The organism is Micromonospora sp. NPDC049048 (assembly GCF_043197615.1).
Taxonomy (GTDB): domain Bacteria; phylum Actinomycetota; class Actinomycetes; order Mycobacteriales; family Micromonosporaceae; genus Micromonospora.
This window is the reverse complement of sequence record NZ_JBICTM010000004.1, coordinates 263,685-277,018: the sequence shown is the minus strand read 5'-3', so window position 1 is coordinate 277,018 and position 13,334 is coordinate 263,685. Positions and strand designations below refer to the sequence as shown.

General features: G+C 69.7%; 13 protein-coding genes. 6 read left to right on the top strand and 7 right to left on the bottom strand.

Annotated features, from left to right (window positions below; all coding sequences use genetic code 11):
- Positions 1–66 precede the first annotated feature (66 nt).
- From ACGFIG_RS15880 to mshC, 3 genes are all read left to right on the top strand, one after another.
- Positions 67–651 (top strand): DUF3090 domain-containing protein, encoded by a 585-nt coding sequence (locus tag ACGFIG_RS15880; protein WP_393003371.1) that lies wholly within the window; start codon positions 67–69, stop codon positions 649–651.
- Positions 648–1,463 (top strand): SCO1664 family protein, encoded by an 816-nt coding sequence (locus tag ACGFIG_RS15875; protein ID WP_393003369.1) that lies wholly within the window; start codon positions 648–650, stop codon positions 1,461–1,463. The genes ACGFIG_RS15880 and ACGFIG_RS15875 overlap by 4 nt, the downstream gene beginning before the upstream one ends.
- Positions 1,464–1,549: 86 nt before the next feature.
- Entirely contained in the window at positions 1,550–2,788 is a 1,239-nt protein-coding gene (gene mshC / locus ACGFIG_RS15870) for a cysteine--1-D-myo-inosityl 2-amino-2-deoxy-alpha-D-glucopyranoside ligase (RefSeq protein WP_393003367.1), read from the top strand.
- Between the two features lie 149 nt (positions 2,789–2,937).
- Here mshC and ACGFIG_RS15865 read toward each other — a convergent pair whose 3' ends face one another.
- Positions 2,938–3,729, bottom strand: coding sequence for a GntR family transcriptional regulator (locus tag ACGFIG_RS15865; protein WP_393003365.1), 792 nt, complete (start codon positions 3,727–3,729; stop codon positions 2,938–2,940).
- Between the two features lie 149 nt (positions 3,730–3,878).
- A complete protein-coding gene (locus ACGFIG_RS15860; RefSeq protein ID WP_393003363.1) occupies positions 3,879–4,748 on the bottom strand; it encodes a PAC2 family protein in 870 nt (289 codons plus the stop codon).
- A 273-nt stretch (positions 4,749–5,021) separates the two neighbouring features.
- Between ACGFIG_RS15860 and metH the strand changes: the two genes are divergently transcribed.
- The gene (gene metH / locus ACGFIG_RS15855) at positions 5,022–8,525 is read left to right on the top strand and encodes a methionine synthase (RefSeq protein WP_393003776.1); all 3,504 of its coding nucleotides are present in this window, start codon (positions 5,022–5,024) and stop codon (positions 8,523–8,525) included.
- 57 nt (positions 8,526–8,582) lie between these two features.
- Here metH and ACGFIG_RS15850 read toward each other — a convergent pair whose 3' ends face one another.
- Positions 8,583–9,119, bottom strand: coding sequence for a tyrosine-type recombinase/integrase (locus ACGFIG_RS15850; protein ID WP_393003774.1), 537 nt, complete (start codon positions 9,117–9,119; stop codon positions 8,583–8,585).
- Positions 9,089–9,409, bottom strand: a complete 321-nt coding sequence (locus ACGFIG_RS15845) for a hypothetical protein (protein WP_393003361.1) — start codon at positions 9,407–9,409, stop codon at positions 9,089–9,091. The genes ACGFIG_RS15850 and ACGFIG_RS15845 overlap by 31 nt, the downstream gene beginning before the upstream one ends.
- 197 nt (positions 9,410–9,606) lie before the next feature.
- Between ACGFIG_RS15845 and ACGFIG_RS15840 the strand changes: the two genes are divergently transcribed.
- Together ACGFIG_RS15840 and ACGFIG_RS15835 are read left to right on the top strand one after the other, a co-directional pair.
- The gene (locus tag ACGFIG_RS15840) at positions 9,607–10,356 is read left to right on the top strand and encodes a helix-turn-helix domain-containing protein (protein ID WP_393003359.1); all 750 of its coding nucleotides are present in this window, start codon (positions 9,607–9,609) and stop codon (positions 10,354–10,356) included.
- A 26-nt stretch (positions 10,357–10,382) separates the two neighbouring features.
- A complete protein-coding gene (locus ACGFIG_RS15835; protein WP_393003357.1) occupies positions 10,383–10,853 on the top strand; it encodes an NUDIX domain-containing protein in 471 nt (156 codons plus the stop codon).
- Here ACGFIG_RS15835 and ACGFIG_RS15830 read toward each other — a convergent pair.
- The 3 genes from ACGFIG_RS15830 to ACGFIG_RS15820 form a co-directional block, all read right to left on the bottom strand.
- Positions 10,850–11,395 carry an HDIG domain-containing metalloprotein gene (locus tag ACGFIG_RS15830; RefSeq protein WP_393003355.1) on the bottom strand — a complete coding sequence of 182 codons (546 nt, stop codon included), beginning with the start codon at positions 11,393–11,395 and terminating at the stop codon, positions 10,850–10,852. The two genes, ACGFIG_RS15835 and ACGFIG_RS15830, sit on opposite strands and share 4 nt — an antisense overlap.
- Positions 11,396–11,522: 127 nt before the next feature.
- The gene (locus ACGFIG_RS15825; protein ID WP_393003353.1) at positions 11,523–12,683 is read right to left on the bottom strand and encodes a hypothetical protein; all 1,161 of its coding nucleotides are present in this window, start codon (positions 12,681–12,683) and stop codon (positions 11,523–11,525) included.
- Between the two features lie 224 nt (positions 12,684–12,907).
- A complete protein-coding gene (locus ACGFIG_RS15820) occupies positions 12,908–13,324 on the bottom strand; it encodes a hypothetical protein (protein WP_393003351.1) in 417 nt (138 codons plus the stop codon).
- Between the last annotated feature and the right edge of the window lie 10 nt (positions 13,325–13,334).

Sequence of the window (13,334 nt, the reverse complement as noted above, 5' to 3'; positions counted from 1 at the left end):
CGGGCGCGCGGCGATTCGCGTCGGTGGGGTGCGCGGTGCCGTGGCGCGCCGGATAGGGTCGTGGGTATGACCCACCAGGTGCACGCCTTCGAGCCGCCGGAGCGGTTCGTCGCCGGGACGGTCGGGCCGCCGGGGGAGCGCACGTTCTTCCTGCAGGCGCGCGGCGGTGGCCGGCTGGTCAGCGTCGCGCTGGAGAAGGTCCAGGTGTCGCTGCTCGCCGAGAAGCTCGAGGAGCTGCTCTCCGAGGCGCAGCGCCGATTCGGCGTGGAGCTGCCCGAGCCGGTGGCCGCGGTCGGCGACAACGACCCGCTGGACACACCGGTCGACGAGGAGTTCCGCGTCGGCACGCTCGGGCTGGCGTTCGACGTCGACACCGCGACCGTGGTGATCGAGGCCATCGCCGTCGGGGAGGGGGAGGCCGAGGTCGACCTCGGTGAGCCCGACGACGACGAGGAAGCCGAGGACGACGACGAGGAGCCGGACGACGACCTCGACCGGCTCCGGGTGCGGCTGACCCCCGAGGCGACCCGCCAGTTCATCGAGCGGGCCCGACGGGTGGTCAACGCGGGCCGGCCGCCCTGCCCGCTCTGCGGCCAGCCCCTCGATCCCGCCGGTCACCTCTGCCCGCGCCACAACGGTTACCACCGGTGACATCGGATCTCCAGCCCCGACAGGACGGCGAGGCCGCGCTCCGGTTGCTCCGCGACGGCCACCTTGACCTGGAGGGGCGGCTCGTCGACGCCTCCAACACGACCCTGCGCGGCATCCTGACCCTCGACGGGCTGACGGCCCGCTGCGTCTACAAGCCCATCCGCGGTGAGCGCCCACTGTGGGACTTCCCGGACGGCACGCTGGCCGGCCGGGAGGTCTCGGCGTACGTGGTCTCCCGGGCCACCGGGTGGGACCTGGTCCCGCCGACGGTGCTGCGCGACGGCCCGTTCGGCCCGGGGTCGTGCCAGCTCTGGATCGACGAGCCCGACGAGGCCGAGCCCCTCGTCGGGTTCGTGCCGGCCGACGCGCTGCCGCCCCGCTGGTTCCCCATCGCCGCGGCCCGCGACGACGACGGCGCGCCGTACGCGCTGGCGCACGCCGACGATCCGCGGCTGGCCCGGCTCGCGGTGCTCGACGCGGTGATCAACAACGCGGACCGCAAGGGCGGGCACGTCCTCGTCGGCCCCGACGACCGGATCTACGGCGTCGACCACGGGGTCAGCTTCCACGTCGAGGAGAAGCTGCGCACGGTGCTCTGGGGCTGGGCCGGCCGGCAGCTGCCGGCGGACGCCGTGGAGACCCTCGACGCCCTCGCCGGCCAGCTCCCCGGGGCACTCGGCACCGAGCTGGCCGAGCACCTGACCCTGCGGGAGGTCGCCGAGCTGGCGGCCCGGGTCGACCGGCTGCGGCGCAGCGGCCTGTTCCCGCAGCCGTCACAGGACTGGCCTGCGGTGCCCTGGCCCCCCATGTGAGCGCTCGCGGCTGGTCCACGACGTTGTCATGTTGATCACTGTGGGCCGGGCCTGCCGCGCTGAGCCGGCTGGTTAGGCTGACGGTCATGGACTCTTGGGCGGGACATGAGGTGCCGCGGCTGCCGGGCAGGGGCCAGCCGCTGTCGTTGTTCGACTCCGCGCGGCAGGGCACCCACCCGAGCGACCCGACCGGCACCGCGACCATGTACGTCTGCGGCATCACCCCTTACGACGCCACACACCTGGGGCACGCCGCCACCATGATCGCGTTCGACCTCGTGCAGCGGGTGTGGCGCGACACCGGCCTCGACGTGCGCTACGTGCAGAACGTCACCGACATCGACGACCCGCTGCTGGAGCGGGCCGAGCGCGACGGCGAGGACTGGAAGGTCCTGGCGATGCGGGAGACCGCGCTGTTCCGGGAGGACATGGAGGCGCTGCGGATCATTCCGCCGGCGCACTACGTCGGCGCGGTCGAGTCGATCCCCGACATCGCCGAGCGGGTCCTCCTGCTGCTCAAGGACGGGGCCGCGTACCGCCTGGAGGACGGCACCGGTGACGTCTACTTCGACATCGCCGCGTCCCCCCGCTTCGGCTACGAGTCCAACCTGACCCGGGAGCAGATGCTGGAGATCTTCCCCGAGCGCGGCGGCGATCCGGACCGGGCCGGCAAGCGCGACCCGCTCGACCCGCTGCTGTGGCGGGGCGCCCGTGAGGGCGAGCCGTCCTGGCCGGGCGGCGAGCTGGGCGCCGGCCGCCCCGGCTGGCACATCGAGTGCACCGTCATCGCGCTCAACCTGCTCGGCGACCGGATCGACGTGCAGGGCGGCGGCAACGACCTGATTTTTCCCCACCACGAGTGCTCGGCCGCGCACGCCGAGCGGCTCACCGGCGCGGCGCCGTTCGCCGCGCACTACGTGCACGCCGGCATGATCGGCCTGGACGGCGAGAAGATGTCGAAGTCCCGGGGCAACCTGGTGTTCGTCTCCCGGCTGCGCGCCGACCAGGTCGACCCGATGGCGGTCCGGCTGGCCCTGCTCTCCGGGCACTACCGCGCGGACCGCGCCTGGACCGACGAGCTGCTCGCGACGTCGCTGGAGCGGCTGGGCCGCTGGCGGCGGGCCGCCGCCGCGCCCGCCGGCCCGTCGGGCGAGGAGTTCCTGGCCGGCGTACGCGCGAGGCTCGCCGACGATCTCGACTCGCCCGGCGCACTGGCGCTGGCCGACGCGTGGGCCGAGGCGACCCTCGCCGGCGCTGCCGACGACCCCGCCGCCCCCGCCCTCTTCGCCACCACCCTGGACGCCCTCCTGGGCCTCCACCTCTGACCCCACCCACCCCGCCCCGCCCGCACCCCCTCGGGCGTCGATCATGCAGTTGTGGCGCCCCGCGAAGGGTGCGAATCGGCGGTGACCGCCCACCACAAGTGCATGATCGACGGGGCGTGGCGGGGGTGGGGTGTGGGCGGGGCGGTGGGTCAGCCCAGGACCAGACCCGGGTCCGGGGCGGGGTCGGGGGTCGGGGCGGGGATCTTGTACTCCTCGGTGAGCGTGGTGACCGGGCCGGGCCAGGTGGCCTGGGCTACCTCGATCGGCTTGCGGTGGGCGTCGTAGGCGACGTGCAGCAGGTGCAGTACCGGCGTGTCGGGGCGGATCTGGAGGATCTCGGCCTCCTCGCGGCTGGGCTGGCGGGCGCTGATCGTGTCGGTGGCGGAGACGTAGCGCCGGCCGGTGGCCTCCTCGGCCTCCTGGTAGAGCGGGCGGCCGAACGCCTCGGCGCGTTCGAGGGACGTGCCGGCGGTGTCGGCGGGCAGGAACCACGAGGCGCCCACCTCGACGGGGGAGTCCTCGGTGCGGACGAGGTGGCGGCGGCAGAGCAGGTCGGTGCCGTCGGCCACCCCGAACGCGTCGGCCACCTCGGGCGGGGCGGGGGCCCGGCCGACCGAGACGAGCTGTTGCCGGTACCGCGCGGCCAGGTCGGTGTGGTAGCCGCGGAAGCCGCCGTAGCGGCCCCGGGAGAGCCGGTTGAGCCGCCGCCGGGTGCCCCGGACGTACGTCCCGGAGCCGGGCTTGGTGATCAGGATGCCCTCGACCCGCAGCTGGTCGACGGCGCGCTGCACGGTCTGCTTGGCCACGCCGAACATCTCGGCGATGGCCGGGATGGACGGCAGCCGTTCGCCCGGCGCCCAGTCGCCGCGGCGGATCTGGGTCTTGAGCTGCGCGGCGATCTGCCGGTGCGGGAACTCGGCCGCGCCCGGATTGATCTGCATGCCTGCCTCCTCGATCACAGCTAGGTTCCTAGGATGTCCTAGGGGTGGTGACGGCGCCACCCCGGACACGCCGAGGTGCCGCGCACCGGCACACGAAAGGGCCCCGGACGACGAACGTCCGGGGCCCGACGGGGCAGGGGAGAGGGGCGCTACCAGGAGCCGGCGGTGGGGCCGGCGGAGCCGCCCCGCCGGCGCAGGTACTTCTCGAACTCCTGGGCGATCTCGTCACCGGTCAGCGGGGTGATGCCCGCGTCGCCGACGCGCTCCTCCAACTCACGCACATACTCGCCGAGCTCGGCGTCCTGCTCGGCGGCCCCGCGCACCCGCTGCTCCCACTCGGCGGCCTCCTCGGCCAGGTCGGCCATGGGAACCGGCAGGTCGAGCACCTCCTCGACCCGGTGCAGCAGGGCGAGGGTGGCCTTCGGGCAGGGCGGGTTGTTGGCGTAGTGCGGCACGTGCACCCAGAACGAGACGGCGTCGACCTCGGCGCGGTTGCAGGCGTCGTGCAGCACGCCGACGATCCCGGTCGGCCCGTCGTAGCGGGTGGGGGTGAGCTGGTAGCGCTGGGCTGCCTCCGCGTCGGAGGCGCTGCCGCTGATCGGCAACGGCCGGGTGTACGGCACGTCGGCCAGCAGCGCGCCGAGCACGACCACCCGCTCGACCTCCAGGCTGTGGCAGATCTCCAGCACCTGCTCGCAGAAGGTGCGCCAGCGCATGCTCGGCTCGATGCCCCGGATCAGTACGACGTCCCGCTCGGTGCCCTCGGGGCTGGCCACCATGAAGCGCGTCGTCGGCCACTCCACCCGGCGGGTCTCGCCCTCGGACATCGTGATGGTGGGGCGGCTGACCTGGAAGTCGTAGAAGTCCTCCGGGTCGATCTCGGTGACCTGCCGGGCCTGCCACACCTGCTCCAGGTGCTCGACCGCGGCGGTGGACGCGTCGGCGGCGTCGTTCCAGCCCTCGAACGCGGCGATCGCCACGGGGGACCGCAGCACCGGCAGTCCGTCGAACTCGGTCACGCCGTCACCTCACCCTGCTCGTCGGAGGCGGCGCCGGGACCGGACCCGGCCGTCCGCCCGCCGGGCGTGGTGCTGTCGCTGTAGTCCTTCACGTCCGTCAGCCTACGTGTCTGGGCGGGATGCGGCCCGTCGGCCGCGCCGGTCGCGCCCGGCGGGGGCCAGCCATACCGCGATGAACCGGACAGCGTGATCCCGCTGACACAATGTGGGAAGGGCCGTACGGGGGGATCGGTACGGCCTCGGCGGCACTAACCTGATCCCGTGCGGACCTCATTGCTCAACGTACTGGCAGACCGGATTCTCGTCGCCGACGGCGCCATGGGCACGATGCTGCAGGCGGCCGACCTCACCCTCGACGACTTCGAGGGCTTCGAGGGCTGCAACGAGGTCCTCAACGTGACCCGACCGGACGTGGTGCGTGGGGTGCACGAGGCGTACCTGGCCGCCGGCGCCGACTGCGTCGAGACGAACACCTTCGGCGCCAACCTCGCCAACCTCGGCGAGTACGACATCCAGCACCGCATCCGCGAGCTCTCCGAGGCCGGGGCGCGCCTCGCCCGGGAGGCCGCCGACGCGTACGCCACCCCCGAGCGGCCCCGCTTCGTGCTGGGCTCGATCGGCCCGGGCACCAAGCTGCCCACCCTCGGGCACGCCGACTACGCGACCCTGCGCGACGCGTACCAGGAGAACGCCGAGGGCCTGATCGACGGCGGGTCGGACGCGCTGATCGTGGAGACGTGCCAGGACCTGCTCCAGGTCAAGGCCGCGGTGGTCGGCTCGAAGCGGGCCATGGCCCGGCTCGGCCGCACGGTCCCGATCATCTGTCACGTCGCCGTGGAGACCACCGGCACCATGCTGGTGGGCAGCGAGATCGGGGCGGCGCTGGCCGCGATCGAGCCGCTGGGGGTCGACCTGATCGGGCTGAACTGCTCGACCGGGCCCGCCGAGATGGGCGAGCACCTGCGCTACCTCTCCCGGCACTCCCGGATTCCGCTGTCGGTGATGCCGAACGCGGGCCTGCCGGTGCTGACCGCCGACGGGGCGTACTTCCCGCTGACCCCGGTGGAGCTGGCCGACGCCCTGGAGCGGTTCGTCACCGAGTACGGCGTCTCGCTGGTCGGCGGTTGCTGCGGCACCACCCCCGAGCACGTCCGGGTCCTGGCCGAGCGGCTGCACGGCACGCGCCCCGCACCGCGCGAGCCGCGGCACGAGGCCGGCGTCTCGTCGGTCTACCACCCGGTGCCGTTCGCCCAGGACGCCTCCCTGCTGATGGTGGGGGAGCGCACCAACGCCAACGGCTCCAAGGCCTTCCGTGAGGCGATGCTCGCCGCCGACTGGCGGGCCTGCGTGGAGATCGCCCGCAGCCAGGCCCGCGACGGCTCGCACCTGCTGGACCTCTGCGTCGACTACGTCGGCCGCGACGGCACCCGCGACATGCGGGAGCTCGCCGGCCGCTTCGCCACCGCCTCCACCCTGCCGATCATGCTGGACTCGACCGAGCCGGCGGTGATCGAGGCGGGGCTGGAGATGCTCGGCGGCCGGTGCGTGGTCAACTCCGTCAACTTCGAGGACGGTGACGGGCCGGAGTCCCGCTACGCCCGGGTCATGCCCATCGTCAAGGAGCACGGGGCCGCCGTGGTGGCGCTGCTGATCGACGAGGAGGGGCAGGCGCGCACCGCCGAGTGGAAGGTGCGGGTCGCGGGCCGGCTGATCGACGACCTCACCGGGCGGTGGGGGATGGACCGCGCGGACATCCTGATCGACGCGCTGACGTTCCCGATCGCCACCGGCCAGGAGGAGACCCGGCGCGACGGCATCGAGACGATCGAGGCGATCCGGGAGATCGCCCGCCGCTGGCCGGGCGTCAACTTCACCCTCGGCATCTCCAACGTCTCCTTCGGGCTCAACCCGGCGGCCCGGCAGGTGCTCAACTCGGTCTTCCTGCACGAGTGCCGCGAGGCGGGCCTGACCAGCGCCATCGTGCACGCCAGCAAGATCCTGCCGTTCAACAAGATCCCCGACGCGCAGCGGGAGGCGGCGCTGGACCTGATCTACGACCGGCGCCGCGAGGGCTACGATCCGGTGCAGCGGTTCATCGAGATCTTCGAGGGCGTGGACGCCGCGTCGGCGCGGGCCGGGCGGGCGGAGGAGTTGGCCGCGCTGCCGCTGGAGGAGCGGCTCAAGCGGCGGATCATCGACGGAGAGCGCACCGGCCTGGAAGCCGACCTGGACGCGGCGATGGCGCAGGGGCGCAGCCCGCTGTCCATCATCAACGACATCCTGCTCGACGGCATGAAGGTCGTCGGCGAACTGTTCGGCTCGGGTCAGATGCAGCTGCCGTTCGTGCTGCAGTCCGCCGAGGTGATGAAGACGGCGGTGGCGTACCTGGAGCCGCACATGGAGACCGCCGAGGACGGCGGCAAGGGCCGCATCGTGCTGGCCACGGTGCGCGGCGACGTGCACGACATCGGTAAGAACCTCGTCGACATCATCCTGTCCAACAACGGCTACGAGGTCGTCAACATCGGCATCAAGCAGCCGATCAACGCGATCCTGGAGGCCGCCGAGCAGCACCGCGCCGACGCGATCGGCATGTCCGGCCTGCTGGTCAAGAGCACCGTGATCATGAAGGAGAACCTCGCCGAGATGGCCGCGCGCGGGGTCGCGGAGCGCTGGCCGGTCCTGCTGGGTGGGGCCGCGCTGACCCGGGCGTACGTCGAGGACGACCTGCGGGCGATGTTCCCCGGCCAGGTGCACTACGCCCGCGACGCCTTCGAGGGGCTGTCCCTGATGGACCGGGTGATGACGGCGAAGCGCGGCGGCGCGCCCGTGATCGACGCGGAGCGGGAGGCGGCCCTGGCGGCCCGCCGGGCGCGCCGCGAGCGGCAACGGGCGATCGTCAGCGAGTCGTTGCCGGAGCTGGACGACGCGTCGGTGCGCTCCGACGTGGCCACCGACGTGGAGGTGCCCACCCCGCCGTTCCTGGGCACCCGGGTCGTCAAGGGCGTGCCGTTGGCCGACTACGCGGCGCTGCTCGACGAGCGGGCCACCTTCCTCGGGCAGTGGGGCCTGCGGGGCGCCCGCAGTGGGCAGGGGCCGTCCTACGAGGAGCTGGTGGAGACCGAGGGGCGGCCGCGGCTGCGCTACTGGCTGGACCGGCTGATCGCCGACCAGGTGCTGGAGGCGGCCGTGGTGTACGGCTACTTCCCCGCGTACGCCGAGGGCAACGACCTGGTGGTGCTGGACGAGAACGGGCACTCGGAGCGGGCACGGTTCTCCTTCCCGCGGCAGCGGCAGGAGCGGCGGCTGTGCCTGGCCGACTTCTTCCGTCCGCGCGGCGACGAGCTGGACGTGGTGGCGTTGCAGCTGGTCACGGTGGGGCAGCCGATCAGCGAGTACACGGCGAAGATGTTCGCCCGCAACGAGTACCGCGACTACCTGGAGGTGCACGGGCTGTCCGTGCAGCTCACCGAGGCGCTCGCGGAGTACTGGCACCGGCGGATCCGCGCCGAGCTGACCCTGCCGGGCGGCCGTACGGTGGCCGACGACGATCCGGCGGACCTGGCGGGTCTGCTGCGCACCGACTACCGGGGCTGCCGGTACGCGTTCGGCTACCCGGCCTGCCCGGACCTGGAGGACCGGGCGAAGATCGTGGAGCTGCTGGGTGCGGAGCGGATCGGTGTGCAGTTGTCGGAGGAGTTCCAGCTGATGCCGGAGCAGGCGACGGACGCGATCGTGGTGCACCACCCGGAGGCGAGCTACTTCAACGCCAAGTGATCACCGCAGGCGCTCTGACCTGCGGTGGAGCGCCTGCAACAGCCCCGATTTCCATGATCATGCCGTCTCCATGCCGTCGGGGATCTGCGGGTCGTCGGCGAAGGCGTGGTCGATAGCGCGGCGGGTGCGGTCCTCGCTGGCCGGCAGCAGGTGCGTGTAGATCCGGAGCGTGAAGCCGGGGTCGGAGTGCCCGAGGTACGCCGAGAGGGCCTTGACGCTCTCGCCGGCGTCGAGCAGGACCGAGGCGTAGGTGTGCCGGAGCACGTGCATGCCGTTGTGTCGGTTGTCGGGGACGCCGGTGGCGCGGATGGCGGGCTTCCAGACTCCCGAGTTGAAGCCCGTCCGGCTCAGCGCCGTTCCGGCCGGGGTGGTCAGGTAGAGCGGCACGGTCCGCGGCTCGCCGGTCGAGGTGCCCCACGGCAGGGTGACGTCGACCGGCGGGTACTGCTTGGCGTGCTCGGCGAGCCGGCGCGATACCGACTCAGGTAGCGGAACGTCCCGGACCTTGCCGCCCTTGGGCGGCGCGAAGATCAGGCGGCCCCGGACGAGCTTCACCTGGCGGGTCACGTGCAGGACGGGCCGGGCAGAGTCGATGTCGTCCGGGCTGATGCCGAAGATCTCACCCTGCCGGAGCCCGCAGCCGGCGCCTCCAGGTCCACCGGAACCACCGGCTGACGCACCGTCACCGGCGGCATGGTCGGGCTGACCACGGTCACGTTGATGACCTCGCCGGAGTTCTCCGACAGCGCGTACAGGTGCACCGTCCACATCGGGTGCTTTGTCTCCCGGTCGAACTTCTGCTGACCGTTCTGGTCCAGCTTCGGCACCTGGTTCACCGACACCTCGTACGACACCCGCGAGGTGTCCAGCAGCAGACGTCCCATGACTGACTCCTTCATCTCATGAGCTGAGCCCGTATCGGTGGGCCAATTGCGTCCTTCTTGGACGGCAGCTCTTCTGGAATCAGGGTGCATCGATCAGTAGTGACGAGTTCACCACGAGACATGGACGACAAGGGACGTCCTTGTTAGGATTACTCGTCCCCCGAAACCGTCCCGCCATCCAGCCCGCAGGAGTCGAGATGCCAAACGACCGCCTACGCAGCGGGATGCTCAAGAAGGGCCTGACGCCAGCCACGCTCGCTGACAAGCTGGGCGTCGATCCGAAGACCGTCGAACGGTGGGTCACTCAAAGCCGGAACCCTTACCCGCGCTATCGCCACTCCATCGCCGAGCTGCTGGAGGAGAGCGAGTCGTACCTCTGGCCGGACGCTCTACCCACGCAGCGAGCCGTGCAGGTCAGCCAGTCTGAGGTCGTCCACATCTATCCGCGCCGTGGAGCCGTGCCGACCGACCTCTGGCAGCAGCTATTGGAGAAGGCAACCCGACAGGTCGGCGTGCTCGTCTACGGCGGACTATTCCTGCCGGAGTTCAACCACCGATGGGTGCCGACCCTGCGAGAGAAGGCGTTGGCCGGGGCTCAGGTTGAGCTGCTATTCGGCGACCCGGAGGGCAAGCACATCGCCGAACGCGGCGACGACGAAGGCATCGGCCAGGCTATGTCCAGCAAGGTCCTGAACGCGCTGGCCTTCTACAAGGACCTGCGGGACCTGCCCAACGTCGGGATCTACTACCACGACACGATCCTCTACAACTCCATCTACCGCTTCGACGACGAGATGCTCGTCAACACTCACCTCTACGGCACACCAGCCGCCTACGCCCCTGTGCTGCACCTGCGCCGGCTCGGCGGCGGGGACCTGTTCGACAGCTACGTCGCCAGCTTCAACCGAGTCCTCGGAAAGAAGCGGGCCGTCTGGCCGGAGCACTGAGTCACCAGCGATGAGAGGCTAGGGCTATGGCCCGGATCGAGCACTTCAACAACCCGAACGCCCCGAAGCCGAACAGCATCGTCGTGGCTGTAACCGTCTTCGTCCAGGACGAGCACGGACGGGTGCTGCTCATCCAGCGAACCGACAACGGCCTATGGGCACTGCCCGGCGGCGCCCAGGACTTCGGCGAGTACATCGCCGAGACGGCGGTACGCGAGACACGCGAGGAAGCTGGCGTCGAAATCGAGGTGACCAGCGTCGTCGGGATCTACACCAACCCACATCATGTGGTCGAGTACAGCGATGGCGAGGTGAGGCAGCAGTTCTCGATCTGCTTCCGTGGCCACTACGTCAGCGGTCAGCCAACGTCGAGCGACGAGTCCTCGGAGGTGCGGTGGGTCGCACGGGACAAGCTGAATGAGCTCTCGATCCACCCGTCGATGCGGCTGCGGATTGACCACGGCTTTGAGAACCGGCGGCAGCCGTACATCGGTTAGGCCGCCAGTCGCTCCTTCGTTCGGTGCACGGCTTCAAGCAGCGGTGCTTCTGCCTTCATCCAGAAGCGCGTCACCAGATCCTCCGGGCCGTAGCGTTCACGGATCTCAGCCAATCGCTCTTCCACGGTCAGGTCTTGCCCGTCAGGCCCCGTAGTCATGTCGGCGAACCAGAGGGCGTCGGAAGTCGGTGACTGTTCGAGGGGAAACTCCGCCATGAGGGCTGGCTTCAACCCCCGTTCCTCAGCTTCGTAAGACGCGCACGAGTGGTGGGCGACCAGACTTGCTAGTCGTGGGTGGAAGCCCCGCCGGAGCAGCCATCGAGCCCCATCCAGCGCGTGGAAGCCCGTGTCAGCGATGTCCGGGGCGTAGCCGATGTCGTGCAGCCATCCAGCAGCAGTAAGCAGTTCCGCGTCATCGCCGACGAGTCGGCCGAGGCTCTCAGCCTTCGCTCCGACGGCCTGTACGTGCTTCCATCGACGGGGAAGAGCCACAGAGAGGCACTGCTCGGAGAGTTGAGCGGCACGGTCAGCAAGACGGTTCACCGTGTCAGGCTACGGCTCCCTCGCCCAGAGTTGTAGAGGCTGGCGCATCTACTAGACGGTTGCGACAGGGTTGATTTGCGCCGTCACTGGAGCTGCCCTGGCAGGCCATAGGACCGCAAAGTCGCTCTCACTTCTCTGAGGCGATGCCGAAGATCGCCGCGTAGTGACCTGCGAGCAGAATGGAATCTGGATAGTCCCGGTCAACCCTCCGGATTCGGTTCAAGTCGTCGGCGGCTTCATGGAACCCCTCCGCCCAGTGTGCGAACGACATCCAAGCTCCCGCTACGCGTGCCAGTGGCATAGCCGGAACGCCGCCTTCGTTCGGCAGGAGGGAGAAACTCCCGTAGTTCTCGCTGATGAACATAAGTAAAACATAGAGCCGCGTCAGGCATCCTGGGTGCTCATCGCTGGGCTCGGAAACCCATTCGTCCCGCAAGTGCCCAATCGTCACCAGCGCGGTCGCTGCGCCCATAAGCGCCAGGTGAAGCCTCATTGGATCGACACCTTCGGAAGAAAACCTGCCCGCAATTATCAAGGTGGCCAACAGGTCCGCTTCCAGTTCCATTCGCTGCTCTGCGCTCAACCGGCTTACCAAGGGAAGGGTTTCGCTGGATGATCGCAGCTCGGCAAGCAGAGCAGCTACGGTCCTGTCGCGGCGTGACGACAGATCCCGCGCGACGTGGTGACTGATCTCATGGGCAATTGTGAACTCTTCGGCGTAGCGGGCGTGCAGGTCCAGAGCGTCGAGGTAGCTTTGGTCGGGGAACCCCATAAACTTCGTTCCCTTGACCGCGAGCAGGCCTCCAACCTTAAACCTTTCGATAGCCTCGTCGAGCTCCTCACGCATGCCATCCAAGATCTGCGCGGCCTCGTGGCGGGTTCTATTCCTTGAGTCGCCAATGCTTGCCATGTAGGTTAAGAATATTGCCGCATAAACAATGACTGCCGCACTAAATTCGCTAGACATCGCGACCATGCCACTGCGGACGTTCTGACCCGTGAATGCAGTGTCATCACTGCTGAGGGTGCGTCCTGCATATATATTGCTTGCCCGTGTACGCCATCTAGGGTCAACGAGGCCAACTATTTCCTCCACCATCCCATGCATCACGGGGCAATTGGATCGGCTTGAGGGAGCGGTCGGGTTCCAGTCGAGGAGGTCCTTCGGGATCTTCCCGCCAGCCCTTTCGATATCCGATCGAATGGCGCTGTTCGCCCAGTAGCTCAATCGCGGTTCGCCGGTTCGCGCAAAGAAGAGGCCGCGAGACTTCTTCAACTGCCAGGACATGCGACCCATCAAACCACTTGCATCGCCCCTACGTCACGTCTGGCGGATCGTTTGGGCGCGGCGGCAGTTGTCAACTTGTACCAGAGGGCATCGTTGTCCCAGTTCGGCCCCCAGGGCATGCCGAGCACGGGCACATCAGCTGACGGATCACAGCGTGTCGAGTGGGATGTCTAGTCCCACCACATGATTGACGGATGCGTCCCACCTGATGTTTGACGGTTGGTCTAGACATTAAGGGTGACCTTGCGGGGTCGGCTGGCTTTCAGGTTCCGGACGGGGTGGTCGGTGGTGCGGCGGACGGTGCGGGTGCCGTCGTCGCAGTGGATGGCCAGGTCGGTGTCGGTGACGTCGATGGTGACGGTCTTGTGGGCGTAGACCCGGCCGAGGGCGATCTTCTGACCGACGACCATGACGACGCCGCTGTTGGAGGCCCGCCGCTGCACTCGGACTGGTCCGGTGGCCGGTTGTGGTGGCGGTCCGGCGGGGCGGGCGCTGCGTAGCCGGGCCACCTGCGCGGGGGTCAACGGGTTGGGGCGGGTGCGCAGCAGCTCGCGGGTGTCCAGGTCGAAGAAGGCCAGGGTGTGTTCCTCGATGCGGACCCCGACGCGGCGGCCGGCGAGGATCTCGGCGGCTAGGACCATGTGCTGGCCC

What these genes read in the sequence shown, in the direction of transcription:
- ACGFIG_RS15880 (WP_393003371.1), top strand. Translation starts at nt 67, where the DNA reads ATGACCCACCAGGTGCACGCCTTCGAGCCGCCGGAGCGGTTCGTCGCC.
- mshC (WP_393003367.1), top strand. Translation starts at nt 1,550, where the DNA reads ATGGACTCTTGGGCGGGACATGAGGTGCCGCGGCTGCCGGGCAGGGGC.
- ACGFIG_RS15865 (WP_393003365.1), bottom strand. Translation starts at nt 3,729, where the DNA reads ATGCAGATCAATCCGGGCGCGGCCGAGTTCCCGCACCGGCAGATCGCC.
- ACGFIG_RS15845 (WP_393003361.1), bottom strand. Translation starts at nt 9,409, where the DNA reads ATGGGACGTCTGCTGCTGGACACCTCGCGGGTGTCGTACGAGGTGTCG.
- ACGFIG_RS15840 (WP_393003359.1), top strand. Translation starts at nt 9,607, where the DNA reads ATGCCAAACGACCGCCTACGCAGCGGGATGCTCAAGAAGGGCCTGACG.
- ACGFIG_RS15835 (WP_393003357.1), top strand. Translation starts at nt 10,383, where the DNA reads ATGGCCCGGATCGAGCACTTCAACAACCCGAACGCCCCGAAGCCGAAC.
- ACGFIG_RS15825 (WP_393003353.1), bottom strand. Translation starts at nt 12,683, where the DNA reads ATGTCCTGGCAGTTGAAGAAGTCTCGCGGCCTCTTCTTTGCGCGAACC.
- ACGFIG_RS15820 (WP_393003351.1), bottom strand. Translation starts at nt 13,324, where the DNA reads ATGGTCCTAGCCGCCGAGATCCTCGCCGGCCGCCGCGTCGGGGTCCGC.